Raw genomic sequence first — 25,960 nt, 5'->3', positions numbered from 1 at the left:
TCAAAACAACGTCGTCAAAACGCAGCAGCTAAGACACCTTATTAGTCGAAGCGATAAATATCCATGCCTAAGCTATGGTGCGCCATACTTTGATGTACCACTGAGACGCGCTGGCCGGCACCCAAAGCAAAAAACAGCGGCAACAGATGCTCATCACTGGGATGGATGTCTTTATAATTGGGATAACGCTGCCAGTCAAGAGCGCTTGGAATGTCGGTTTTGAGCTGCTTGAGCAGCCATGTTTTAAAGCTATTGGCGCTCTGATCGATGCTGTCCGCCTCCCAGCGCAAGGCTTGCAAGTTATGAGTGATATTGCCTGAACCGATGATCAGTATCTGCTCATCACGCAAACGCGCCAGCTGCGCCCCTAACTGATAGCAGGCGACACTGTCATAATGCTGCGGCAAAGAAATCTGTACGATCGGGATAGTGGCCTCTGGATACAGATGCGTGAGCGGCGCCCAGACGCCGTGATCGGAGGCGCGCATGGGGTTTAGTCTGCAGGTAATACCGCGCGCGGTGAGCTGCTGCGCAAGTGACTCGGCAAGCAGCGGATGACCTGCGGCAGGGTATTGTATCTCATACAGCTCAGCGCCAAACCCAGAAAAATCATGCCAGGTCTTTGGCTGAGGGTTGCTGCTGATCTCAAGCTTTGCTGATTGCCAATGGGCCGACATAATAATGATGGCACGCGGCACAGGCAGGTTTTGGCCGGTACGCGCTAAGGCACTGGTCGTCGCTGACTGCTCTGTGGCTAGGCTTGGCGCGCCGTGCGAGACAAATAGCGCAGGCAGCTTTGCGTGCTTAGAGAGAGTAGAGGTATCGGGCCACGCATCAGCGGCACTAATGGGCGCTGACGTGTGGCTGCCTGATGGTTGCTGCTCGGCGCTCGGCGTAGTAGCAGTAGGTGCTGTGTTTTTTGGATGAGTCATGTAGCGTTTATTAGGGCTTGCAGCGATATTTCAATCCTGCCTGACTGTTATCCTACCAAAAGCCTGATCTGTCTTGTGAGTATTTAGTTGCCACGATGATAGGGGTGGTTGTGATTGATGCTCATGGCGCGGTAGAGCTGCTCCATCAATACCACGCGTACCAGTGGATGCGGCAGTGTCAGCGCCGATAGTGACCATTTAACATCGGCCTTTGCCAACACTTCTGGCGACACGCCATCAGCGCCGCCAATGACCAGTGCGATATCATCGCCTTGCTGCATCGAGTCTGCTAGCTTTTCTGCCAGCCCTTCTGTCGAGAGCATTTTACCTTTGACATCTAGCACCCATAGTTGCTCGCGGCTGGATGCTTGGTGAGCGGCCAATATGGCTTGTCCTTCTTGCTCGCGGTACTGAGCGAGGTTGGCTTCAGAAGGGTTTTTTGCTCGTTTTGCTGCCGCTATCTCGACAATCTCAGTACTGAGCATGGGCTGAATACGTTTAAAGTACTCATCAAAACCAGTTTGTACCCATTTTGGCATCTTAGTGCCCACGGTCAAGATTCTTACCTTCATATGATGTACCACTTCGATAATTAAAAAAATATAACAAAAGAGAATGTAACAAAAGAATTCTACGCTTAAGATATTGTAACAAACAAGCCTTTTACCTCGCATTTTTTTGTGCTTTACTAGCGTTTGACAAACAGTTGTTCTTTTTATTTGTTTTTTAGTTCTCACTTATGTGACTACACATTCAGGTAGACCGTTTTTAACGAAAGGAGTCGTTTATGAACCGTATTACAGCCAGTACGCTCACTCTTATGGCAGGAGCCTTATTGTCCCTATCTGCGCAAGCGGCCTCATTAGATGGCACGCAGTGGCAGACCATCGATGATAAGACAGGGGAGAAAAAAGCCATCATTCAGCTAGATGAAAGAGGTGGTAAGGTCTCAGGTAAAATTATTAAAGTGCTTAATAAAGAAAAAGCCAAAGCCGTCTGTACTAAATGTCCTGGTAATCTTAAAAACCAGCCAGTGGAAGGCTTGCAGATTTTGACCGGTCTCAAGGCAGAGGGCAACAACCAATGGAGCGACGGTAAGTTGGTCGATCCTGAGTCTGGCAAAGTGTATTCAGGAAAAATCACCTTAAGTGACAATGGTCAAAGTCTTGATCTGCGCGGTTATGTCGGCACGCCATTGTTTGGCCGCTCACAGACGTGGCAACGCATCAAATAGAATGCTTACTGCATTAGTCATCTCAAAATCAGTCACTTCAAAACCCCTCACATCAAAGGCTTAATGGTTTGCGAGATAGTGTTTTCTTTGCCGTGCGTGTCATCTGTAGGTTTGGGGATAATGGTCAGCTTGGCGTCAGACTCAAAGACCACCGCTTCGACATCATCAAAGCTGTTAATACCTTGAGAGCGCATCGCACATTCTATCTCTTGACGGGTCAGGCGCTCAGACCGCATGGCATCTGGCAAAAACTGGCCTTGATAAAAGACGATACGCGGCTCTGATAAAATAAAGTTGCTAAACTGCGGTGATACCGAGGCGTATTTGGTGACCAAAAACTGCAACAGATAAAGCACCAATATCGAGGAGACCCCTTCGATAAACGGAACGTCTTTGAGCAAGATGGTGCTGGCACCCAGAGACCCGATCATCACCGTGACGATCCAATCGAAGTTGTTGAGCTGCGAGGTGGAGCGTTTGCCTGAGACTTTGGTCACCAGTACGATTAAGACGTACACCATGACGCTCGTCAACACGATACGGCCAAGCTTGTCTATATTGTCAAAAAAAAACATGTCCATAAAGCTAGCTCCTATTGAAAATACCAAAGCAAGTCGCTTAATACAGTAGGCGTTTACCTTAGCCTAACGGATTTTGTTCAGCAATAGAAAAAAACTTTGTAGCACCGTGTATAGTCAGCGTTTTTTTAAGTCACTCATATAGTCAATACTAAATAAACTGACAGGCAAGATAGCATGTGCCACGCCGTCATATTTTACGGGTATTTATTTTGCATAGCATCTATCGGCGTAGGCTCAGCATGTCATCGTGCTTTAAGTGAACAGAGTCCTGTCGGGTCATTTAGGGTTTTAGAGCGTCTTATAGGGTTTTGGGCGCAGGATCGAGTAGGCGGTTAAATGCCCAGATGCTGATGCGCGCGCTGACCAGTGACAGCACCACGATCATCACTAGCGCAGAGAGTAAGGGTAATGGCTGCTGCTTGGCCATCGCCAGCAAAACCTCACGGTTGATATCGTCAAAAAGCAAAAACCATAACGCTAAAAAATACAGCCCCGTCAATAGCCAGACGACCATGATACCGCCCAGCATCAAGCGGTTTATTTCGTCTTTGTAAAGAGCGCGCTGCTGATGTTTAACAAACTTGCTGACTGCGATATAGGCGGCAAGGATGATGGATAGGACGGTGACCAGCTGTGCATTTAATGCCAGTTTGGTCTGAATCAGCATAAATAGGGCACTGGCCAGTACATAACCGATCGCAAAGTATACAATGTATGGCGGCAGCTGAGGCTGAGTGCTCGCGCGTGTCGTGGCCAGTCCGTGAGGGTCGGTAGCGGGGCTGGGTTTATTGAGATTGGTGGTTTTGCGTGACATAAGCGCGCCTTATTCAGATAAAAAAGAGAGTCACCGTATTAGTGCTGCGCGGTCCAGTCCAGCATCGCATCGAGTACGGGTCTTGCCGTATAAGCATTGAGCGCTTGCTCGCTATTGATGATACCCACGACCACATAGTCTTGCCCCGATAGGCCTTTGACATAGCCTGCCATGGAGGTAACGTTGTTGAGCGTACCTGTCTTAATCCAAGCGCGGCCAATGGCGGCTGACTCAGGCAAGCGGGCACTGTGCGCGCCAATGGTGCCACTGACACCAGCGATACCGAGCGAGTTGACATAAGCGTCAAAACTTGGGTGATCGTAGGCGTAGGTTAGCAGCTCGTTTAGGTTGGCCGCGGTGATCGTGCAGTCACGGCACAGGCCTGAGCCGTTGGTCAGATACGGCGCAGGCGTGTCTAGGTGGTGTTGCCACCACTGGTTGATGGTCTGTAGGGCTACCGGATAGTTAGTGGTTGCAGGTTTGCCAAACTGATAGAGACTCGTCTTGTTGCCTTCTGCTTTTTCTTGTCCTTTTGGCTTGCTAATGGCAGTCTGAGTGGGTGTAGCAGTGTCAGCCGCGGTCGTCTTAATTTCAGATGGCGGGGCGTAAGCGGCAATGGATAATGCCACTTGCTCAGTCATGACGTTGTTTGAAAAATGGTTGATGTCGTGGATTTGCTGAGCCAAGTTTAACGACGGATAGCTGACCTGTGGCAGCGGTGACATCGGTAGCGCGCGCAAGCCTGTTTTTGGCTGTTTATGAGATGACGCATTATAAGGCGTCTCGCGGCTGAGCACATCGCCTGTCAGGGTATTGCCCAGTGATTGCCATTTGGCCTTTATTACCCGCGCGGCAAAGTCTTTGGCATCAGGATAAGCCACATAAAATGCGTGCTCTTGGCAGCTATTTGGCAAGTTTTGATGAAACACCAGCTGGCTGGCTTGCCATACTGGCGCAAGGCTATAGCGCGCCTGTCCACAGCTTGCTGAGCGAGTGGCTATGGTGGTGGGCAGTCGATAATCGGCCAGCTGCGGCGTGTAGGTGAGTCGCGCGCGGTCAGTGTCCAGCGGATGGCTTTTGATACTGATGGTACTAAAATTGACCAAAAAACCATCAGGGCTTGCGTTATAAGGACGCAATGGTGCGTTGTCAAAGGCGGCAGGGTCTTTGCTCACCTTATCAAACACTGTGCTGTCGACGATGATATCACCGTCGATATGACGAATACCTGAGGCTTGCACGTGATAGAGCAGCTGCTGTAGGCGCTCATGCGTCATTTTTGGGTCGCCGCTGCCTTGTAGCACCAAGTCGCCATACAGGCGCTCGCCGATAATCACGCCAGTATGATAGACGCGGGTATGCCAGACAAAATCCGCCCCAAGTGTATCTAGCGCGATAAAGCTCGGCACCAGCTTCATGGTGCTGGCAGGGGTGCGCGCTACCTGAGCTTGATGACTCAGTAAGGGTGAAAAAGCTATCTTGGTCGTTGTATGTGCGGTGCTTTTTTGCTCGACACCCGCGCCGTCATTGACGCTACTATCGTTGGTGCTACTGTCTTGGCTTGTTTGCATCTTGGTATTTGGCCACTTGGCCTCTGACGGTAGGGTGGGAATGCTCTCTAAGCTTTGATAAGTAGAAGGGTCGTCGGTATAAGCGTGTAGCTGCCGCTCATGCTTTTGAATGGTTTGTTTTTCTATCGTCACAAGCGTGCTTTGATAACTGGCAGCGTTGTTTGAGCGCTCTGCTGGATGCTGGCTGTCGGTGACTTTGATAGGCGCTGGTAAGTGACTGGCGTTTTTGTCGCCCACTGGCGTGATGACGATACTGATGTCGGCGTCGCTCAAATCTGCCCGTGACAAGGCGGTTTGGATGGCCTCTGGCAGCGCCGCTTGGGCAACAAGCGGTGCCGTCAGCGCAGTGGCCAATAATGCTTGTCTGACCAAGTGCCTGCCAAGTCGATGCGGTCGTAACGGTGCAACCGCAGCGTGCGTCGGCGTATCAAAGGCAGAAGGCTTGTCATGATAATGGGGGGTAGAAGTGGATTGCATGAGTATCATTCATCAGGTGGCAAAAACAGCCTATGGTATCATGAGTTCCGCTTTTCGCGTAGATGGGGCGTGTTGATTATCCAGGGTATGTATTAGTCTCGCGCATTCATGCAGGGTATTTATTTTCTGTAGGGTCTTGCCGTATCGGCGATAGCTGATGGCACGCTCTAGCGCACATGCAAAAACGCCATGGCAGTCATGGTGGCATCATTATAGGCATCATGCGCACCCAAATCAGGAATCTGATAATGCGCTAAGATGTTGGTCAGCTGCTGCGCTTGGCTGGAGAGCCCTTGGGTTTGACCACTCATACGCCGACTGTATAAGTGCCGAATATCGATGATTTTATTGGGCAAGGTGGTGCCCATGTAATCTTTTACCAATGGGTTTAAAAACCCCATGTCGATCTGCGGACAAAACCCCACAATCGGACGGTTACCGATAAAGGGCAGTAGCCGCGCCAGCATCTCATCATAGCTCATACCATACTTGACATCAGCGGTACGTAGTCCATGGATTACGATGGTGTCGCGGTCAGGCATGACGGGCGGGCGACAGACCAGATGGATGCCATTGCCCGTATCGATGCTAGAGCTATCGATATGAATCGCGGCCACCGATAGTAGGTGGTGCTTTTTGGGGTTTAGTCCCGTCATCTCACAGTCGAGCGCCACCCAGCGCTCAGCGGCAGGTTGATCAAACATCGCCACCAGCTCAGGCCGCTGCAGCTGCATTTTTTGCCATTTGCATGATAGTTGGGTCAGCCAGCTCATATTCTGTACTCTATCTTTGCTGTTTGCGCCGCTCTAGGCAATCTCTAATTGATAATGCTGCCGCAGCTGGTTTTTAAAGCTTTTGACAACGGCCAAACACTCTTTTAATAAATCACGCTCAAGCGCGGTTAGCGTCATGGGGTTGACCTGCCGTGCATGTTTATCATCGGTTGAGAGCGCCACAGAGAGCCGCTGCGCCATAAAAAACTCCAGCGCCTCTAACAATGTGTCAGCCCGCTCTTGGGTCAATGCGCCCACCTTGACCAAGGCCTTTAGGCGGTTTTTACTGCTAGGGACGGCCAAGATATCGTTTTCTAGAGCGAGGGCGCGAATACCGTGTACTAACGGAAAAATCCCTGCTTTTTTTAGATCGATATTTTGCGAGGCGCTTTTACCTGCTAATAATGGTACAAACTTTTGCCACCATTGATTGATATCACCAAACTGTAGCGCTGCCCGCGCAAACTGGCGCACAAACATAGGGTCTGAGCGTCGATGCGCGGCCTTGAGGTGCTGACGAACGTGCTGCAAGAGCGTCTCATCACCGCAGACATATTCGCCATCGAGAATGGCAGACAAGTAGATGGCGTGCATGGGATCGGTGTTTTTAAACCATGAGCTGATTTGAGCATTAAACTGTTGTAATGGCTGTCGCCACATCGGGTTGGTCATCATGATATTGCCGTCACATAGCGGATAGCCAAGTCGCGCCAGCTGCTCATTAAAGCGCGCCGCAAACTGCGGCAAATCCGGATGAGTATAGCCATCACGGATGATAAGTGCATTGTCTTGGTCGGTGCGCATGATTTGCTCGCCGCGGCCCTCGGAGCCCATGACGATAAGACAGGTGTGACTCATCACCTCATCAGGGACGAGCAGTTGCCATAGCTTGGTAAATACCTGAGCGTTCAAGGTCTGTACCATGCGGCTGATGTTACCGATTTTTACCCCGTTTTGATGCTGGGCACGGATATAGCGTCCTATCCTCTCGACGGCTGTGCCCAAACTGCCAAAATCTTGGGCTTGCTCGATTTGAATACTGATGAGCTGCGAGTGGTGGCTGATATGCGCGAGCATGTCGCTTTGGCCAAGCACACCTGCTACCGCACCATGGTGATTGATGACAGGCAAGCGATGAATACGGTAACGCGTCATGGTCAGCAGCGCATCACCGATCTCATCGCTCGCCTTGATGGTACGTAGATTAAAGTTAGCATAACGCTGGCATGGCGTGGTGGTAAGGTCTCGCTGCTCACTGACCGCGCGGCAAATATCGCTATCGGTCAAGATACCCAGTGTCGCATCGATGCCATGTTGTGCGTTTGCGATGGCCAGTCGATGCGTAGGTGCTCGCACCAGTACGTGCTTTAATCCAGCATCTGTCATCGTGCGCGCCGCTTCATATAAGCTGGTATCAGCATCGACGATATGTACAGGCAGTAAACGGACATCGATGACCGGCTGCAGCATGATCTGCTGTACTTCTTGCTGATCATCGTAAGCGGCATGGACAGCAGGTTTATGATTGCGGCGCTGCTGCAGGGCTTTTAGCCGCTCAGGTAGTTTGTCAGAGAGCATTTGCCGCACCAGATGATTTTGTGCGCTGATTTTATCGACCGCTGCACCTTTGACTTGTAGTAGTAACGTGTCCTCGGTGGCGCGAAACTGATAACGTTGTCTGTCTTCGTCCGTCAGCTGCGTGTTGGAGGACTCAGGCAAGCGGCGGCTGTCAAACCAGTCGTTGTTATTGGGCTCATCTGAGTGATTACTACCCAAGTAGGCCGCGACAAAATGACCTGCCAATAACTGCTCAATCTGGCCTTTGATGACCACATATAAGTATGACATCTCGTCTGCAGGTAGGCTTTCGTCTTTGGCAAGGTAGCGGATTTTGGTGTGTTTTCTGATGCTTTGGCGCTCAGCCAAGCTCAGCACATCAAAAGGCGGCTGGGTAAAATCAAGATGGGGCATGGCATCATCCTTGATGGCATCGTTGCGACAGTCTATTTTACTATAGCACTATTTAACCAAAAAACCTTTAATAACCAGCATCCTATCATGGTTATTAAAGGGTGTTGATGGCTATACAAACGGCCGCTCTGTCTGTGTATTACTCAGGCTAAGGAGAATGGGTCTGCTTGCCGGTTTTACACCTCAAGTAACGCCCGAATACGGCGGATGGCTTCGCGGCTTTCTTCTACACTGGCCACCAGCGCGATACGCACATAGCCCTGACCGGGGTTGTGTCCAGCGACCTCACGCGACAGATAGCGCCCTGCTAAGGCGTGGATATTGGCCTGCTCATACAGCGCTTTGACAAAGACTTCATCATCGCCATCGAACTGCTCAGGGACTTTGACCCAAAAGTAAAAGCCAGCCTCAGGCATACGTAGCGATAACACATCGCCAAGCTCTGCCATCCATAGCGCAAATTTTTCTTGATACAGCGCGCGGTTGTGCGCCACGTGTTTTTCGTCTTGCCACGCGGCGATAGAGGCCAGCTGATGCGGTATTGGCATCGCACAGCCTTGATAGGTGCGATATTGCAAATAGGCCTGCAAAATCTTAGCGTCGCCAGCGACAAACCCTGAGCGTAAGCCCGGTAGGTTGGAGCGCTTGGATAACGAGTGAAAGACGATACTGTTTTTAAAATCATGTCGCCCGAGCGCGGCGCACGCTTGTAGCAGACCTATCGGTGCTGTATCAAAATATAGCTCGCTATAGCACTCGTCGCTGGCAATGATAAACCCATACTGATCTGACAAGCGCAGCAGATATTCCCAATCCTCCATTGTCATCACCGAGCCTGTCGGGTTGTTGGGGCTACAGACAAAAAGTAGCTGCGTGCGCGCCCACACATCTGTTGGCACTGCCCGATAGTTACCCTTAAAATTATTCTCCGCAGTACAAGGCACAAAGTACGGCGTCGCCTGCGCCAATATTGCCGCACCCTCATAGATCTGATAAAACGGATTGGGCATGATGACAGTCGGGGGTGCGCCAGTTGCCGGTTGTGCGTCATCACACCGATGATCGACGACCGCTTGTACAATGCTAAAAATCGCTTCACGCGTGCCCATCACAGGGAGCACTTGGGTGCGAGGATCGACATGATGCAAAAAGAACCGCCCCTCCAACCAATGCGCGATGGTCTGACGAAGCTCAAACAGACCATTGGTGGTCGGATAAAGGCTTATTTTGTCCAAGTTTTCGTGTAATGCGTCCAAGACGAAGCTCGGTGGCTGATGTTTTGGCTCACCGATGCCTAGCTTTATCGCACTGTAACGGGGGTCTGGTGTGCTATCAGCCAACAAAGCAGCCATCTTGGCAAAAGGATACGGATGCAGGTGTGTTAAGTTGTGATTCATAGGTAGGATAACTATAATAGACAATTAATAATAAAGTTATAAAAAAAAATTACATTTGAGCAGTGTAGCACTTCTTATATTTTTTGTCTTTTGCTTCTCTTGTCTATAAAGATGCATTTATTGATAACTTTTCATAATAAAAAACAGCGGTCGGCGCGATATGTTGGCTGATAGTAAGGGTAATTTGATATGTCTAGTGTCCTAAATAATGACCAACTTCACGCTAAAGATATCAACAATGACGTTGATAATAGTGTAACGCGTGTCAAATTATACGAGCTGCTACAAGAGCGCGAGCAGTGCTGGTGGCAGACGCGTCAGAATTTGATTAACCTAAAAGAGCGGCAGGTGTTTTGGTATGGCGAAAACAGCCTGATGATGTGGCTGATGTGGCAGCTGGTCAGCTATGTGCTGGTGGCTATGATGCTAATGCTGCTGAGCCGATTTTTAGACCTCTCGCTACCGCTCTGGCAGTATGTGGGGTTGTTTGTCATTCAGACGGCGATATTTGTCGTCATCTTGATGAGTAAGGGGCGACTCGCCAACAAGTTGCAACAAAAAATCGATAATGACGAGCTACTCCGCGATCAGGTGCTCAATGAGATGGCGATACTGGCAGAAGACTGTCTGTACCCTGATGTGCATGCCAAATCGCCTATTTCGTTAGAGCAGATGTATGAGGCGTTAGATGGGCGCTTTCATTTAGCCAGCTTACAATGCTTGCTACAAAAAGAAGTCGATGCGGGGCGCTTGATATTGACGCAGACGCAAGTGGAGGCGGAGGTTTTGCCACTAGAGCTGGCCGATGATGAGCTAAAAGAGCATGCTCGTGAGATGGTATATAAAAGCACCTTATAAGTGACGCTATAGCGATAAGCCCCATCAATGTATTATCAATGATGGGGCTTGTCTTTACGTAACAGTAACAGGGTTTACGATAGCTTTTAGGCTGGCCGCTTTATCCTCTACTCGTGTCTTTTGGAGCTGTCAGGCTGGCAAGCAGCGCAGTTTTTAAGGCGCTTAGCCTATCAGCGGACAGCGGCTCATCGTTTTGATCACTGATATAAAACATATCTTCTGCGCGCTCGCCTAACGTGGTAATACGAGCAGCGTGCACTTCTATTTTTTCTTGCAAAAACACTTGTCCAACGCGCGCCAGCAGCCCTGGCTGATCTAAAGTCTCTAGGCTCATGATATGCTGATCTGAGGCGTCATTAAACTCAAAGCTAATCTCCGTTTTTACCTCAAAATGGCGCAGCTGCCTAGGGATGCGTTTATGCACCAGCTTTGGTAAGGCAGGGGCTTTGAAGGCGTCAATCAGTCGCTGCTTGAGCTCTTGCTGGCTGTCTTCATCGACCAGTAACGTACCACTCGGATCGAGCAGCACATAGGAGTCCAAGGCAAAGTCGCGAGTGGCGGTGATGATGCGCGCATCGAGCACATCTAGGTTCATCTGATCAAAGACGGCCATGGTCACAGCAAACAGATTCATCTGATCTTGGGTGTAGACAAAGACCTGAACGGCATCAAGCGCCAGCTCACGATGCTCGCGCAATACCACCAGTGGCGGGCTATCGGCATTAGATGCCAGACCGATGGGCGGATGGTTTAGGATGGCTTCGGTGTGCCAAAAGATATCCTCTGGTATCTCGCGCAAAAAGTACTCATCGCCCAGATCGTCCCAAAGACGTAACACTTCCTCGCGATTCATATGCTGATTGTCGACATTGTCGAGCATCTTTAGCGCTTGTTTACGCGTAGCGCTGATCATATCTTGGCGATTGGTCGGGGCGTCGATATCAGCGCGTAGGATACGGCGTGTCTGCGAGTAGAGCTGTTTCATCAGGGTCGCCCGCCAGCTGTTCCAGAGCTGCGGATTGGTGGCGTTCATGTCGGCGACAGTCAGGACGTATAAATGATTGAGGTGGGTGACATTGCCGACCAAATCCGCAAACACTGTGACCACCTCTGGATCTGAGATGTCCTTTTTTTGGGCGGTCATCGACATCAGTAAATGGTGACGGGTCAGCCAGCCGACCAGATGCGCGTCGGCTTTGCTCATACCGTGCGCCAAACAAAACTCAATCGCTTCTGTCTCACCCAGCAGGCTGTGATTGCCGCCGCGACCTTTGGCAATATCATGAAACATCGCTGCCAGTACCAATATCTCTTTGCGCTCAATCCGCTGAAAAATCGCACTGACCAAAGGAAAGTCCTCAAAAAACCGCGGATCGGTAAAGCGGTGCAAAATACGAATCAAAAACAACGTATGAGCATCGACCGTATAGCGGTGAAATAGATCATACTGCATCAGTCCGGTGACTTGGGCAAAGGCTGGAATATAATTCCCCAAGACGCCATAGCGGTTCATGGTGCGCAGACGATGGAACAAATAGTTTTGTTCTTTTAAGTTGGCCAAAAACAGCGCTTGATGGGTAGGGTTGTCGCGATAAATCTGATCAATGCCGCGCGCGGCGATTTTTAGTGCGCGCAGCGTGTGGGTACGGACATTTTTAATACCGTACTGACCCATGAGTAAAAACATCTCTAAAATCGACTCAGGATGCTGAGCAAACACCCGATGATGCGCCATCGCGATTTGGTCACCGACTTGGTTAAAGCGGGCGTTGATGAGGTGCTTTTTTGGCCGTTCGTCATCAGGCAGGTTGGGCTCTATGATGGTCTCATAGTAGTGGTTGGTCAACATCTCAGAGAGTGTCGATATTTGCATGGCGCAGCGATAATAGTCGCGCATAAAACGCTCGACAGCAGCATTGGGCTGATCATCAGGCTGCATCTCATACCCCATCATCTGCGCGACCTCGCGCTGATAGTCAAACAACAGCTTGTTTTCATTGCGGCCTGTGAGCACATGTAGATAATGACGGATTTGCCACAGATAGCCCTCAGCGAAGCTTAACTCGTCAAACTCTTTTTCGGTCAAAAAGTTTTGTTGTACCAAGTCATAGAGCTTGCCCACGCGAAAATACCGTTTGGTCACCCAGCCGATGATATGGATATCCCGTAGCCCGCCAGGCGCGGTCTTGATATTGGGCTCCAGATTATATTCGGTGGCATTGTGCTGGAGATGGCGCGCCATTGCTTCTTGGATTTTTACCTCAAAAAAATCACGCGGCGACCAGCATTTATTGACGATTTGGGTGGGAACATCTTGTAAAGCGTCGTTGCCGACCAGTAGCCGCGCCTCTAACATCGCACTGGCGATAGTATGATCGGCAGCAGCTTCTAGGCCATCATCGACGCTGCGTACCGACAACGCAGGCTCAAGGCCGACATCCCACAGTAGCGCCACCAGATTGTCGATCTTGCCGCTGGCATCGGTGTCGACTTCCTCAAACGACAACAGCAGTATGTCGACATCTGAGTACAGCGACAGCTCACCGCGTCCATAGCCACCTGTCGCAAACAGGGCCAAATCCGTCTTATCCAGCTCAAACCAATAAAACAAAGCAGTCAGCAGCTCATCAATCGCCTCGCTACGCGCGCCAACCAGCTGACGAATATTGACACCGCGCTCAAGGGCACGGCTGATATCCTCATTGATTTGGCTCAGCCATTCAGGAATACCCAATAAAGCAGGCTCTGAGGTGCTATCGGCGCTGGCGCGTGATGTCATCGCATCGGTAGTCACTGACTGCTTGGAAAATAGGGGTAAGGGTGTCAAATCGATAGAGGTGACATCGCAAGTAAACATGAGGATATCCAATTAACAGGGTAAAAAAATTGTTGATACCAAAAGTATCGCAATTATAGTCCAAAAAAAAGACCGCCTAGGCGATCTTTTCTTGTCTTACTGGGTCAAAAAGCTCAGGTCTTCTTCAGGGCGCGTGGTAAACACTTCACAGCCATTGTCGGTCACGACCATCGTATGCTCCCACTGAGCCGACAGCTTACGGTCTTTGGTAATCGCCGTCCATTCATCAGGCAAAATCTTGGTCTGCCATGTGCCTTGGTTGATCATCGGCTCAATGGTAAAGGTCATACCCGTCTTTAGCTCAAAGCCTGTGCCTTTTTTGCCGTAGTGCATCACTTGTGGCTCGTGATGGAATTCATCACTGATGCCATGACCACAAAACTCACGGACAATACTAAAACGCTCAGGCTCGACCACTTCTTGAATCGCCGCACCGACATCGCCGAGACGCGCGCCGTTTTTGACGACACTCATGCCAGCATATAGCGCGTCTTGTGCGACTTTGCAGATACGCTGCGCCATGATAGAGCCGTTACCGACGATCCACATCTTTGAGGTGTCGCCGTAGTAGCCGTCTTTAATCACAGTCACATCGATGTTGATGATATCACCATCTTTTAGCAGTTTGTTTTCGCTAGGGATACCATGACACACCACGTGGTTGACGGATGTACAAATAGACTTAGGAAAGCCATTGTAGTTCAGCGGAGCAGGGATGGCCTGTTGCACATTGACGATATAGTCATGAGCGATTTGGTTGAGGGCTTCGGTACTGACGCCGACCTTGACATGTTCGTCGAGCATGACAAGGACGTCGCTGGCAAGTTTGCCGGCCACACGCATTTTTTCTATGGCCTCTGGGGACTGGATAAGGGATTTTTTAGTCATCATTGTGTTACTTATAGTTATGAAATAAAGGGGTAAATTTGTGGTAGACAAATTATATCATAAATGAAGTAGGCGCGTTTTTGGGAGAGTGTCTGATAAGTTTGCTGCCAGCAAATCATCCATGACGTTTCATACTTGGTTTATACTTCATGCTCGCTTTATATTTCATACTTGATTTATAAAGAACCACTTAGCGCACAAAGGCGGCATGGTGCATCAGCCATACATTGCGTAAAGGTCAATATAGTCGATTCTAAATAAAACAGATACATTACTGAGGACAAGGATTGACTCTCAAGCCAATAGCGCGCTAGCAGGTAATCATCGGACTGACAAGAGCCGTTAGCAAAATGCCTATATAGTGGAACAAAACTGAGCGAAAGACGCCACTCAATCTATAATGACAGTAAGGCATAAGTCATGCATAATAGCGACGTAAATAAGAATAATAACCAAAAAACAAGCATGTCTACAAACAAAACCGAACAGGTTTATTTTATTTTTATAGGAGATTGTATGAAAAATATCACCAACATCATGATGGCGGCGACTCTTGCAGCAGGCACGCTAGCGGCAGGTTGTCAAACCACCCCAAACGTCACCGCCCCAGTGACTCAGCCCGTCACTGCAGAAGCTCTACAGGCGTATAACTGGCAGCTCGTCGATGCCAAACGCACCAACGGCGACAAAGTCACACAGTTGTTTTTTGACCCAGCAAAGCCTTTGATCTTAAGATTTGCTAAAGCCAATGGCAACGATCGCGTGACCTTTGTCAATACCTGCAACAACATGGGCGCAGAATACAGTGTCGTCAATGGCAATGTCCAGCTAGACAACGTACTGAGCACGATGATGGCATGCCCTGAGCCACAAGCGAGCTTTGATACTGCAACGCTTGCAACGGTCAATGGCAAATACAGCATCAACAAAAACGCTAATAACGTACCTGTGTTGACCATCAAAAACGACAAGCAAGTGGCGTACTTTAAAGCGGTTGCGAAATAAGATAGCAGTTGTGAAATAATATACTGCTGGTCTAGGGTCTGTCTTACACATAACTGTCGATAGGCCCTAGTATTTATTACATAACATCATCGATGCCTCACTATTTAGTGGGGCGTTTTTTTATCCAAATGGCGCGCGCATTTAGGCTACACTAGGGCATGTCCTCACCTTCGCCCATCATCAGAGTCATGCCGCCCATGAGTATCGCGACAAAAAAGCAATTACTAGTCCTCAGTCTGGCAAGTTTAGGTATGTTGGTTACTGGCTGTCAGACGCTCTTAACTACCGCACCCAGTCCATCAGCTACCACCACTGCTACTCATCCCCTCATCATGTCCATGCCTACCATCGATCGGCAGGGGCGTATCGCTTATGTGGAAGAGCAAGGCGTCGGCGCGGCTAAAATCTCCCGTTTATACAGCATCGCGCCTGATGGTCGCGATCGGCGATTGATCGATCAAATCAATGGCTATATCTACGCCCCAGCGTGGTCAGCTGATGGTCAACAGCTCGCCTATAGCAAACAAGCGCCAAACCAGCACCCAAATATCTATATCCATGACCGTAACCGCGATACGCATGACCTAGTGGTCAATGCGCAAGGGAGCAATCTGTCTGCCTCGTTTTCACCAGATGGCCATCATCTGCTATATAGCTCAACGGTCGCTGGCAATGCAGATATTTATAAAAAGCGCCTCAGTGATGGCGACACCCGCCAGCTGACGACGTTACCCAGTACCGAAGTGCAGCCAAGCTATGCGCCTGATGCTCAGAGCTTTGTCTATGTCAGTGACAAAGTACGTGCAGGCAGTCCTCGTCTGTATCGTTATTACTTTGCCACCCAGACGGCTGCGCCTATTACCACCGCTGGCTATGCTGCCAGTCCGCAGCTGAGTATGGATGGACGGCATCTGGCGTATCTCAATGGTCGCAAGGCTGCGGTGATGACGCTGGCGACTGGGCACGTGCTCAATTTGGCAGATACGGGGCTCGATGAGCCAGCGCGTCTGTCGCCTTCGGGTACGTACGCCGTTTATCCAGCGTATGCGCCAGATGTAGACGGCTCGCAGCGCAGTCATGTGGTGATTCACTCGCTGTCTGACCATCCAAGCTATACCATCAGCAGCCAAGATGGCGGGGTGATACGCTCGCCAGTTTGGGGGCGTTGACGACAAAAGTTGTATGTTGAACCTGATAAATAGGTATAATCGGTAATAACGAAACATAAGTCGGTTGCAATAGCCGGTTTGGTTGTAGGATAAGGAGTGTGCGTTTGATGCAGGAGTCTTTTGCGGTATTTATCACTAAGATAAGTCTTTATCCGACAGTGATCTTTACGGGTTTGGTGATGTTTGTCACCTTGTATTGGCTGGTATCGCTACTTGGCATGGCCGACATGGATACGGTCGAGCTTGGCGACGCTGGCGGTGAGGCAGATATCTCCGATCTGTCATCGACGGGCTTTTTTACAGGTCTTATGCTCAAGTTTGGTCTTTATGGCGTGCCGCTTATTATTATCTTAACCCTTATTAGCCTTATCGGCTGGCTGCTTAGCTATCTGTATACCAGCTTTTTGCATCAATACTTTCATTCAGGTGCGCTTTATTATGTGTTTGGTACCGGGGCGTTGGTGTTTGTTTTGGTGGTATCGATGTGGCTAACTGGTCTTATCATCTCGCCTATCCGCAAGAACATCGCCAACATTCCCAAACGCAGCGCCGCAAGCAACGTCGGTAAAGTTGCCATCGTGCGGACGCTGAGCGTGACCGACAAACATGGCGAGGCTGAGCTGGCTGATGGCGGTGCAGGACTGATTCTCAAGGTGCGCTCACAGAGCGCTGACAATCTATTGAAACAAGGCGATAAGGTCATATTGGTTGAGTATATCGCAGACGCCAATGCCTACTATGTGACGGCGGCCAAAGACGAGTAACGGCGATATATTGTATCGATGACAGGCGATAAGCACTGAGCTTTGTCTTGATTAGGCTTTGCGTTTATTAGATTAAAGAGTGTGGCAGTGAGACCAACTGCTAACTATCCGTCAATCAATACCCACCAATAAATACCCGCCGCTGTGGCGATACCGCAGTCAAATTTTATGAAAGAGACGATATATAGCTTTACATTATATAGTTTTACACTTGCGTTTTATTAGAGGAATAAATATGGACATACTTATCATCGTCGGCGTGGTTGTGGTGCTGGCGTTTGTTTTTATTATGGCAGCCCTTTTGATGCTCAAGGCCTTTTATTTTAAGGTAGAGCAGGGCAAAGCACTGATTATCAACGGCGTGAACAAAATCGCGGTGCGTTTTGATGGTGGCTTTGTCTGGCCGGTCATCAACAAAAAAGAGCTGATGCGTATCTCGCTTATCACCTTAGAGGTCGATCGCCGCGGCAAAGAAGGGCTAATCTGCGCTGATAATATGCGTGCCGATATTACGGTGGCGTTTTATTTACGAGTCAATGAAACCGAAGAAGATGTGCTCAAAGTCGCCAAATCGGTCGGGGTGGAGCGCGCCTCTGATAAAGTGGCGGTCAATGAGCTGTTTAATGCCAAATTTTCTGAAGCACTAAAGACGGTCGGCAAACAAATCGACTTTGTCAAACTCTTCGAAAACCGTAGCGAGTTTCGTGACAGCATCGTGCAAGAAATCGGTAATGATCTCAATGGCTATGTGTTAGAAGATGTGGCGATTGACTATCTGGAGCAAACGCCAAAAGTGTCGCTGGATGCCAGTAATATCTTGGACTCTGAAGGCATCAAAAAAATCACCCAGCTGACCGCGATGCAAAACGTCATCACCAATGAGCTTGAGCGTGACGAAGAGCTGGCGGTGAAGAAGAAAAACGTCGAAACCGTCGAGGCGATGCTGGAGCTGGAGCGTCAGCAAGCAGATGCCGAAGCCAAACAAAAACGCGAAATTGCGTCAGTCATCGCTCGTGAAACAGCCGAGACGCGCAAGATTGAAGAAGAAGAGCGTAAAAAATCAGAAACCGCTATCATCATCGTCGAGCAGGATCTGGCGATTCAGCGCGAAAACCAGCAGCGCGAAATCGAGGTTGCAGAGCAAAACCGTATGCGCGCCGTCATCATCGAGCAAGAAAAAGTGACGCGAGCGCAGGATTTAGAGATCGTCTCGCGTGAGCGTGAAGTTGACTTGCAGCGCATCGAAGCTGAGCGTGCCATCGAGCTTGAGAAAAAAGAAATCGCCAACGTCATTCGTGAGCGTATCGCAGTCGATAAGACCGTGGCGCAAGAAGAAGAGCGCATCAAAGAAGTCCGCGAAGTCAGTGAGGCGGAGCGTGACAAGCAAACGCGCGTCCTTGCCGCTGAGGCAGATGCAGAAGAGCTCAAAGTGCGTCAAGTCAAAAAAGCCGAAGCTGAAGAGCTGTCAGCGAAGCATAAGGCGGTGGAGATTACCACCCTTGCCAACGCCAATTTAGAGGCGGCGGCCAAAGATGCTGAGGCCAAAGTTAAGCTGGCTGAAGGAATCAAGGCCGAAGAGTCGGCGCATGGTTTTGCCGAAGCGGCCATCCAAGAAGCCAAGGCTATATCGCTAGAAAAAGAAGGCATCGCCAAAGCTAATATCATCAAAGCAACAGGGCAGGCCGAAGCGCAATCTGAGCGCGAAAAAGGTCTGGCTGATGCCGAGGTAATCGCTGCTCGTGGTGAGTCTAATGCCAAAGCCGATCGTGATGTTGGTATGGCTAATGCGCAAGTCGTTGCCGCTCGCGGTGAGTCGGATGCCAAGGCTGAACGCGACGTGGGTCTGGCCAAAGCCGAAGTCACGCGTGCGCACTTCCAAGCTGAGGCCGATGGTCTGGTCGAGAAGTTCAACGCCATGGGCAGCATGAGTAAAGAGGCTCGTGAGCACGAGGAGTTCCGTATGGGGCTTGAAACTGCCTTGCAAGAAGCCATGGCGTCTATCGATGCTGGTAAAGAGATTGCCAAAGAAAATGCTGATGTATTGGCTGTGGCGCTACAAAAAGCCAAAATCGATATCGTCGGCGGCGAAGCCCACTTCTTTGACAACTTTGCCAAATCACTCTCTATCGGCAAAGCCATCGATGGCCTTGCTGGTAAGTCAGATACCCTAAGCGGTATCCTCAATGGTGTGCTGGCCAATCAGGCAATGAATAAAGCCAACAAGTCAGATAACGCGCCGACTCAATATAATGATTAGTATGTTTGATAGTCAAAAATCTGCTGCTGTGGCGGCAGGTTTTTTGGTCAGCTCATGACAGTACCGAGCTGGCTGGTCTAAAAAAGCTTATCCACGCCTTTGTCGCTTAACGTTACTTTTCGTTTTTTTAGACCAGTCAAGATTTTCTTAGATTTATCTCATCTTTTCTTATTGCCCAAAATTCTTTTATTATATAAAAACAGAAGTGGACGACTCACGATGGCGGATACGCAAAACTCAACCAATCTAGATAGCACCGACAACGATAGCCAAGCCAATCAAGCCCAGCCCACCAGTCAAGCCGATCAGGCCGTCGCTTCAGGTAACGCCTATGAGCTTATAAAAAAACGCCTTACCGAGCAAGGTAGCCGCTTAGAGCAGCAAACCGCGACCTTAAATAATGCGCGCCTACAGGAGTTTGGCAGCACGCAGATGCAAGTGATTGCCCGCACGCGTATTCGTACCGAATATAACTGCGTGGCGCAAGATATGGTACAGGTCGGTGATTATTTGCTGTTTGGTTATAACGTCTTTATGGGGCTTAAGCGCGCCAGTAGTATCAAGGATGTGCTATCGCTATATCGTCTGAGCAAGGCAACTGATGGTGGCGATACGGCTGAGGAGGGCGCGCAGAAAAGCCGAGCCAATCCAGAAGAGGCGTATCAGTTAGAAGAAGTCGAGTTGGCAGGGACTTTTTTAGATCAGCAAGCTTTTGTGCAAGACTTCAACGAGCTATACCGCTATTACAAGCAAACGCGCCTTATGCAGCTGACGGTCAAAGACAGCAAGCTTTTGCTGGCGTTTCAGATCGGTGAGCGTATCAGCGATATTCGGGTGTTTCGCTTTGCGCTCGATTTTAGCGAAGGCACACCAGAGGCTGCGCAAGTGGCTTACGTCGACAATCGCGGTGAGCGCGATATTGAGCTACCACCTGCTTATGATTTTGAGTGGATAGAGACCACGCGTGAGCAGATGATTAATGGCAAATATCCGCACATGAATATCCTAGACACCATCTTTGTGGAAACGGTCGGCGGTGACTTGACCATCAAAATCGAAAACAATACCGAGTCAGGGCAGGGCATCTATAGCGAGCCGGTCGATGACCGTACCCAGTCGCTTACCGATGCTCAGATCGATTATGCCAAGGTGGGCAGCTTGATTTTGCTCAAGATATTACCGTATCGCGAGGACAGCTATCGCTACTTTGTTTATAACACCTTGACCGAGGCTGTGCTGCGGCTGGATGCCATCGGGCAGTCGTGTGTGCAGCTGCCTGAGGATCACGGCATCATCTTCCCTGGAGGCTACTATCTGCAGACAGGCGAGTATAAACTGTTTGATGCTCATAATGGCGATGCCAACACCAGTACGGGTAGCGGCACGGGAAAAAACCTAAAGTTTAAACGTAAGATCATCTCGCCCAATGGCGAAGATGTATTGTTTTTGTTTTATGACCGAGCACTTGGCATCACGGGGCTATTTCCTTACAACCTTATCAAAAAACAGCTGGCAAACCCCATTTATTGTAACGGCATGGCGCTGGCTGAAAACGGCCGTTTGGTGCTGTTTAGTGCGCAAAATGAGCCGTCACGCATTCATCCAATGCAGATATGGCATACGCCGTATGCGTCGCATGAGTATGTCAGCGAGTTGCCTGAAAGCACGAGCTTTTATGGCAAAATCGGTAACAAAGAGCTGGTACGCGGTATCTCAGATCTTTATAGCATCACTCGCCTCATTGACAATCAAAGCGTCTCGCAAAAGCTTTATGAAGAGCTCGCCGACAATACCAGCCGTCTCTTTGATAGCTATTATTGGTTGTCCGAGCCAGAGCTGGGCGATATTGCAAGCAGTATCAAAGACGTCACCGCCACTGCCGAGCTGGTCATTGATGAGTTTGCCAAAGTCCAAAGTATCCAAAAGCAGACCCAAACAGCACTAGCGGATGCCGACGCTCAGCAAAATGATATCCTGCGGCAAATAAAAATCACAAACTTTGAGTCAGCCAGTGACTATGTGGCGCAGTTATCGGCGCTCAGGCGACAAAAAGGTCGGCTGGTCGGCTTAGAGGACTTGCGCTATCTAGATGCCGATAAGTTACAAGCATTGCAAAAGCAATTGGAGGAAGCAGAGAGCGAGCTGGCCGAAAAAACCGTGACGTTTTTAAGCGGTGAGGAGGCATTATCCAGCTATGAGGATATCTTAGCAGATGTCAGCGAACGTCTAGACACCGCCGAAACCAATAGCGAGCTCAAACCGGTGCTTGAGCAAATCGACGATACCGCTGCAGGGCTGGACTTGTTGACCGAGCTGCTGGGCACCCTCGATGTCGCTGATGCCACCGTCCGTACGCAAATCATCGATGACATATCGACCATTTACTCGCGCCTCAATCAAAACAAGGCCAAGCTCAATCATAAACGTAAAAGCTTAGGTTCTGCCGAAGCGATTGCGCAATTTGGGGCGCAGTTTAAGCTGTTTGGTCAGTCGATTGCCAATGCCTTATCGATTGCCAATACGCCGGAGAAATCAGATGAGCAAATGGCCAAGCTACTGGTGCAGCTAGAGGAGCTTGAGAGTCAGTTTGCTGATCCTGAGACGGGGGGCGGCGATCAGTTTTTGGCAGATATCATCACCAAGCGCGAAGAGATTTTTGATACTTTTGAAAATCATAAACAGCAGCTGCTCGATGCCCGTAATCGCCGGGCGCAAAACCTAGGCGATGGCGCACTGCGGATGCTTGAGAGTATCAAAAAACGCACCCAAAGCACTGGCGTCACTGGATTTGCCGAGGAAGAAGCGCTCAATACTTACTTTGCCTCTGATGGTCTGGTACAAAAAGTGCGGAGCATCGCCAAAGACTTGCAACAGATGGGGTTTAGCGTTAAAGCAGACGATATCGACGCACGCCTCAAAGCCATTCAGGTCGAAAGCTATAAGAGCCTCAAAGACAAGTCGGATCTGTTTGAAGACGGTGGGCAAATCATCAAGCTCGGCCGTCATCGCTTTTCGGTCAACACTCAGCCGCTGGACTTAACGCTGCTCAGTCGTCAGCAAACAGACGGTAGCCGTGTGCTAAACCTACATCTCACCGGCACAGACTATTATGAAGTGCTCGATAATGCAGAATTAAATGCGCTGCGCCCGTATTGGGACATGAGTATCGCCTCTGAGTCTGATACGGTGTACCGCGCTGAATACTTGGCCTATCGCATCATCGAGAGCGCGAAAAACAATCAAGACGGCCTGACTCAGGCGCGTCTGTATCAGGCTTATGACGACACGGTCAGTATGGCCAATGCGGCTCATACGATAGATAGCAGCGGCGAGATTACTACCAGCAGTCCACTGGCCACATTGGTCAAAGCTTATGCCACGCCGCGCTATCAGCTTGGGTTTGACAAAGGCATTCATGATCATGACGCCACATTGCTATTGCTCCAAATCCTGCCCACGCTACGCGATGCCGGTTTACTTATTTATACGCCGCAAGTGCGCGCGCTGGCGCAGCTGTTTTATTGGCAACTGTCCCTGGTACAAGCGCTTGGCCTAGAGGCTTTGCGCCCCTTTGGCTATGACACTTGGCTAAATGAAAACGTGCTGATACAAGTCGGCAGCTGGCTCGATAGAGCGGTGACTGCCGAGCAGCTGCGGCGTAGTCTTGGCAGCGATCGGGCGCAGGCGCTATTAATTGCCGATATGACCATGCTCATGCGCGAGTTTGTCACGGCTTATGATGGCAGCCATACAGGCAGTAATAGTCATCATACTAGCAATAGCAATGACGCCACTATCTTTCAACACCAGTACGTACAGCAAGCCTGCGAATACTTGGTCAGTGTCATGGGGCAGGCTGGCACTGATGCAAGTGGGATGCTCGCCAGTGGTCTAGATAGTGATGCTGTCGATCACAAGCTATCATTATCATGGCAAACCAGCCAGCAAGCACAAGCGCTGTGTGATCAGCTGCGCCAAGCATTGGATGCTAACCCAAGCGGCGGGCAAGCTACTCAAAGCATGACGCAGCTGCAGTCCTCTATTGGCAAGCTGACCTTGCAGCCCAAATCTGCCTATGAGCTACTAGCCACTTGGTTTTATGCTTTGCTAGATAGCATAGCTACAGATCAGACTACAGATGGTAGCAGTGCTGATGATGCTGATGCGCCTAGCGAAGATGTGCGCACTAAGCGAGCAGAAGAGGAAGCGCGGCGTCAGCAGCAGGTGGAGATCGGTCGCCATTATGTACCTGAAGCGATTGCTATCATGCTTACCCAGTTAGATGACCCCATGCGCGCATCTTTATTGCAGCGCTTGAGTGCGTCGGGCGTCAGCGTTGATGCAAGGGCGTCGGAGCACGCCTCGGCATCGACCTTATCCTTTATAGCATCCTCGTCTTTATCCAATGGCAAACACCCGCTAAATCAAGTACAAAGCTTTGCACGTAGTACAAGTAAGGTGGCGCTTGAGATACAGGTGGGCAGCTTATTGGGCGAGCATCAGCGTATTCATCAGCAGACCCTCACCTTTGCGGTCGATGATTTTTTAAGCCGTTTACATTATCACGACAGCCAAGTCATTCCGTCCTATAGGCGCTATCTGGCAATGCGTACTGAGATATTGCATGAGGCAAAAGACGAGCTGCGGCTAAATGAGTTTATGCCGCGTCCGCTATCATCCTTTGTGCGTAACCGCCTGATTAATGAGAGCTATCTGCCATTGATCGGTGACAATCTTGCCAAGCAAATGGGTACCGTCGGTGAGGACAAGCGTACCGACCTGATGGGTATCCTTATGATGATATCACCGCCAGGGTACGGCAAAACCACCTTGATGGAATATGTGGCGAGCCGCTTAGGGCTTATCTTTATGAAGATAAACTGCCCCTCGCTCGGTCATGATGTCACCTCCCTCGACCCCGAAAAAGCGCCCAATGCCACCGCACGCGAGGAGCTAAACAAGATTAACCTTGCCTTTGAAATGGGCAATAACGTCATGCTCTATCTGGATGACATCCAGCATACGCACGCCGAGTTTTTACAAAAATTCATCTCACTGGGCGATGGCACGCGGCGCATCGATGGCGTTTGGCAAGGCAAAACCAAAACCTATGACATGCGCGGCAAAAAGTTCTGTGTGGTAATGGCGGGTAACCCCTATACCGAAAGCGGGGAAGCCTTTAAAGTCCCTGATATGCTCGCCAACCGCGCCGATATCTATAATCTTGGCGACATCATGAGCGGTATGGAGGAGGTGTTTGCGCTCAGTTATATCGAAAACGCCTTGACCTCAAACAAGGTACTCGCGCCCCTTGCCAACCGCGATTTAAGCGATGTGCATCGACTCATAAAAATGGCAAAGACCGACAATGCAAACCTCGCGCAAGCCCAAGCTAGCGAGCTGAGCTATCCATATAGCACCTCAGAAGTTAATGAAATTGTTGCTGTCTTGCGCCATATGTTTGCCGTGCAAGCAGTCATCCTCGATGTCAATCAGGCCTACATCGCCTCGGCCTCGCAAGATGATAAATACCGCACCGAGCCGATATTTAAACTGCAAGGCAGTTATCGCAATATGAATAAGATGACCGAAAAACTATCGGCCGTCATGAATCAAGCAGAGCTGGATCAGCTAATCGATGATCACTATTTGGGCGAGTCGCAGCTACTCACTCAAGGCGCAGAGAGCAATCTACTGAAGCTTGGCGAGATGCGCGGAACATTAACGCAAGAAGAGTCAGAGCGTTGGGCGCAAATCAAAACCGACTTCTTACGCAATAAAGCCATGGGCGGTGAGGATGGCGATATCGGCGCACGTATCGTCGCGCAGCTTGTCGATCTTGCTAGCGGCTTTCATGCCATTAGCAGTCAATTTGAGAGCTATGTAACAAAAAATGATCCTGAGCAGCTGGCGCGTTTAAACGAGTCAGCAGAGCAAATAAAACGAGAGGCTCAGCTTGAATCACAAAAAATTCTCGCTGACAGCGTGCTCTCAGGTTTTGTAGACAATGCCAAAGTGGTCAGCGATAGTATCGATAATGGCTTTGAGAAAAGCATGACTCAGCTAACACAGCTCTACAAGCACGACCATAAAACCGAAGGCGAGTACCTCAAACAAAACCAAGAAATGCAAAAACAGCTTATGGTACAACTGGTGGGCGCGCTCGAGCAACTGGCACAGCAGATGGCTCACAGTCTATCGAGCCGTGCTGACGATCAAGCATCGACCACCGATGTCACAGAGCAGGCCGCGCTGATAGCACACGCTCTAAAAGATGCGCTTGCACCGCTAACGATGCGTATGGATGAGAAGCTGGCGATTGACAGCAGCACCGATCAATCAGGTAAGCTGATCGTCAATAGCCTAAATAAGCTGAATAAAATATTTGACGATTATGAGTAATCGGTAAGGG

The 25,960-nt window shown here is 49.8% G+C and carries 17 protein-coding genes; 7 read left to right on the top strand and 10 right to left on the bottom strand.

Going from position 1 to position 25,960, the window contains the following annotated elements; all coding sequences use genetic code 11:
* Nucleotides 1-41 precede the first annotated feature (41 nt).
* Both BTV99_RS11890 and rlmH read right to left on the bottom strand, forming a co-directional pair.
* Entirely contained in the window at nucleotides 42-932 is an 891-nt protein-coding gene (locus BTV99_RS11890; protein WP_083608644.1) for a class III extradiol ring-cleavage dioxygenase, read from the bottom strand.
* A gap of 83 nt (nucleotides 933-1,015) precedes the next feature.
* On the bottom strand, nucleotides 1,016-1,504 hold the full coding sequence (rlmH, locus tag BTV99_RS11885; RefSeq protein WP_075102579.1) for a 23S rRNA (pseudouridine(1915)-N(3))-methyltransferase RlmH: 489 nt from the start codon (nucleotides 1,502-1,504) through the stop codon (nucleotides 1,016-1,018).
* 215 nt (nucleotides 1,505-1,719) lie between these two features.
* Here rlmH and BTV99_RS11880 point away from each other — a divergent pair, with 215 nt between their 5' ends.
* Nucleotides 1,720-2,166: a DUF2147 domain-containing protein gene (locus tag BTV99_RS11880; RefSeq protein ID WP_075102578.1), complete on the top strand. Its 447-nt coding sequence runs from the start codon at nucleotides 1,720-1,722 to the stop codon at nucleotides 2,164-2,166.
* A 47-nt stretch (nucleotides 2,167-2,213) separates the two neighbouring features.
* Here BTV99_RS11880 and BTV99_RS11875 read toward each other — a convergent pair whose 3' ends face one another.
* From BTV99_RS11875 to dapC, 6 genes are all read right to left on the bottom strand, one after another.
* Entirely contained in the window at nucleotides 2,214-2,747 is a 534-nt protein-coding gene (locus BTV99_RS11875; protein ID WP_075102577.1) for a DUF421 domain-containing protein, read from the bottom strand.
* A 298-nt stretch (nucleotides 2,748-3,045) separates the two neighbouring features.
* Nucleotides 3,046-3,561: an ABZJ_00895 family protein gene (locus BTV99_RS11870; protein WP_075102576.1), complete on the bottom strand. Its 516-nt coding sequence runs from the start codon at nucleotides 3,559-3,561 to the stop codon at nucleotides 3,046-3,048.
* 38 nt (nucleotides 3,562-3,599) lie between these two features.
* Complete coding sequence (locus tag BTV99_RS11865; RefSeq protein WP_256713786.1) at nucleotides 3,600-5,609, bottom strand: D-alanyl-D-alanine carboxypeptidase/D-alanyl-D-alanine-endopeptidase; 2,010 nt, start codon at nucleotides 5,607-5,609, stop codon at nucleotides 3,600-3,602.
* A gap of 167 nt (nucleotides 5,610-5,776) precedes the next feature.
* On the bottom strand, nucleotides 5,777-6,382 hold the full coding sequence (locus BTV99_RS11860; RefSeq protein WP_075102575.1) for a 3'-5' exonuclease: 606 nt from the start codon (nucleotides 6,380-6,382) through the stop codon (nucleotides 5,777-5,779).
* Between the two features lie 33 nt (nucleotides 6,383-6,415).
* On the bottom strand, nucleotides 6,416-8,353 hold the full coding sequence (locus BTV99_RS11855; RefSeq protein ID WP_075102574.1) for a DUF294 nucleotidyltransferase-like domain-containing protein: 1,938 nt from the start codon (nucleotides 8,351-8,353) through the stop codon (nucleotides 6,416-6,418).
* Nucleotides 8,354-8,529: 176 nt separating this feature from the next.
* A complete protein-coding gene (gene dapC, locus BTV99_RS11850) occupies nucleotides 8,530-9,750 on the bottom strand; it encodes a succinyldiaminopimelate transaminase (protein WP_075102573.1) in 1,221 nt (406 codons plus the stop codon).
* A gap of 189 nt (nucleotides 9,751-9,939) precedes the next feature.
* On the opposite strand from dapC, the gene BTV99_RS11845 reads away from it, so the two are divergent.
* Entirely contained in the window at nucleotides 9,940-10,608 is a 669-nt protein-coding gene (locus tag BTV99_RS11845) for a hypothetical protein (RefSeq protein WP_075102572.1), read from the top strand.
* A 100-nt stretch (nucleotides 10,609-10,708) separates the two neighbouring features.
* Here the strand turns inward: BTV99_RS11845 and glnD are convergent, their stop codons facing one another.
* The gene (gene glnD, locus BTV99_RS11840; RefSeq protein WP_075102571.1) at nucleotides 10,709-13,465 is read right to left on the bottom strand and encodes a [protein-PII] uridylyltransferase; all 2,757 of its coding nucleotides are present in this window, start codon (nucleotides 13,463-13,465) and stop codon (nucleotides 10,709-10,711) included.
* Between the two features lie 96 nt (nucleotides 13,466-13,561).
* Nucleotides 13,562-14,353, bottom strand: coding sequence for a type I methionyl aminopeptidase (gene map, locus BTV99_RS11835; RefSeq protein ID WP_372046643.1), 792 nt, complete (start codon nucleotides 14,351-14,353; stop codon nucleotides 13,562-13,564).
* A 516-nt stretch (nucleotides 14,354-14,869) separates the two neighbouring features.
* On the opposite strand from map, the gene BTV99_RS11830 reads away from it, so the two are divergent.
* The 5 genes from BTV99_RS11830 to BTV99_RS11810 all read left to right on the top strand — a co-directional run bounded on the left by BTV99_RS11830 (nucleotide 14,870) and on the right by BTV99_RS11810 (nucleotide 25,950).
* On the top strand, nucleotides 14,870-15,358 hold the full coding sequence (locus BTV99_RS11830) for an META domain-containing protein (protein WP_075102569.1): 489 nt from the start codon (nucleotides 14,870-14,872) through the stop codon (nucleotides 15,356-15,358).
* 158 nt (nucleotides 15,359-15,516) lie between these two features.
* Nucleotides 15,517-16,527, top strand: a complete 1,011-nt coding sequence (locus tag BTV99_RS11825; RefSeq protein WP_075102568.1) for a PD40 domain-containing protein — start codon at nucleotides 15,517-15,519, stop codon at nucleotides 16,525-16,527.
* Nucleotides 16,528-16,634: 107 nt separating this feature from the next.
* Nucleotides 16,635-17,291 carry a DUF1449 family protein gene (locus tag BTV99_RS11820; RefSeq protein WP_075102567.1) on the top strand — a complete coding sequence of 219 codons (657 nt, stop codon included), beginning with the start codon at nucleotides 16,635-16,637 and terminating at the stop codon, nucleotides 17,289-17,291.
* 235 nt (nucleotides 17,292-17,526) lie between these two features.
* Nucleotides 17,527-19,548, top strand: coding sequence for a hypothetical protein (locus tag BTV99_RS11815; protein WP_075102566.1), 2,022 nt, complete (start codon nucleotides 17,527-17,529; stop codon nucleotides 19,546-19,548).
* A gap of 219 nt (nucleotides 19,549-19,767) precedes the next feature.
* Complete coding sequence (locus BTV99_RS11810) at nucleotides 19,768-25,950, top strand: DNA repair ATPase (protein ID WP_075102565.1); 6,183 nt, start codon at nucleotides 19,768-19,770, stop codon at nucleotides 25,948-25,950.
* Nucleotides 25,951-25,960 lie beyond the last annotated feature (10 nt).

Source organism: Psychrobacter sp. Rd 27.2 (assembly GCF_001921755.1).
GTDB lineage: Bacteria > Pseudomonadota > Gammaproteobacteria > Pseudomonadales > Moraxellaceae > Psychrobacter > Psychrobacter celer.
The sequence above is the reverse complement of the archived record's forward strand: the minus strand, read 5'-3'. Positions and strand labels throughout refer to the sequence as shown.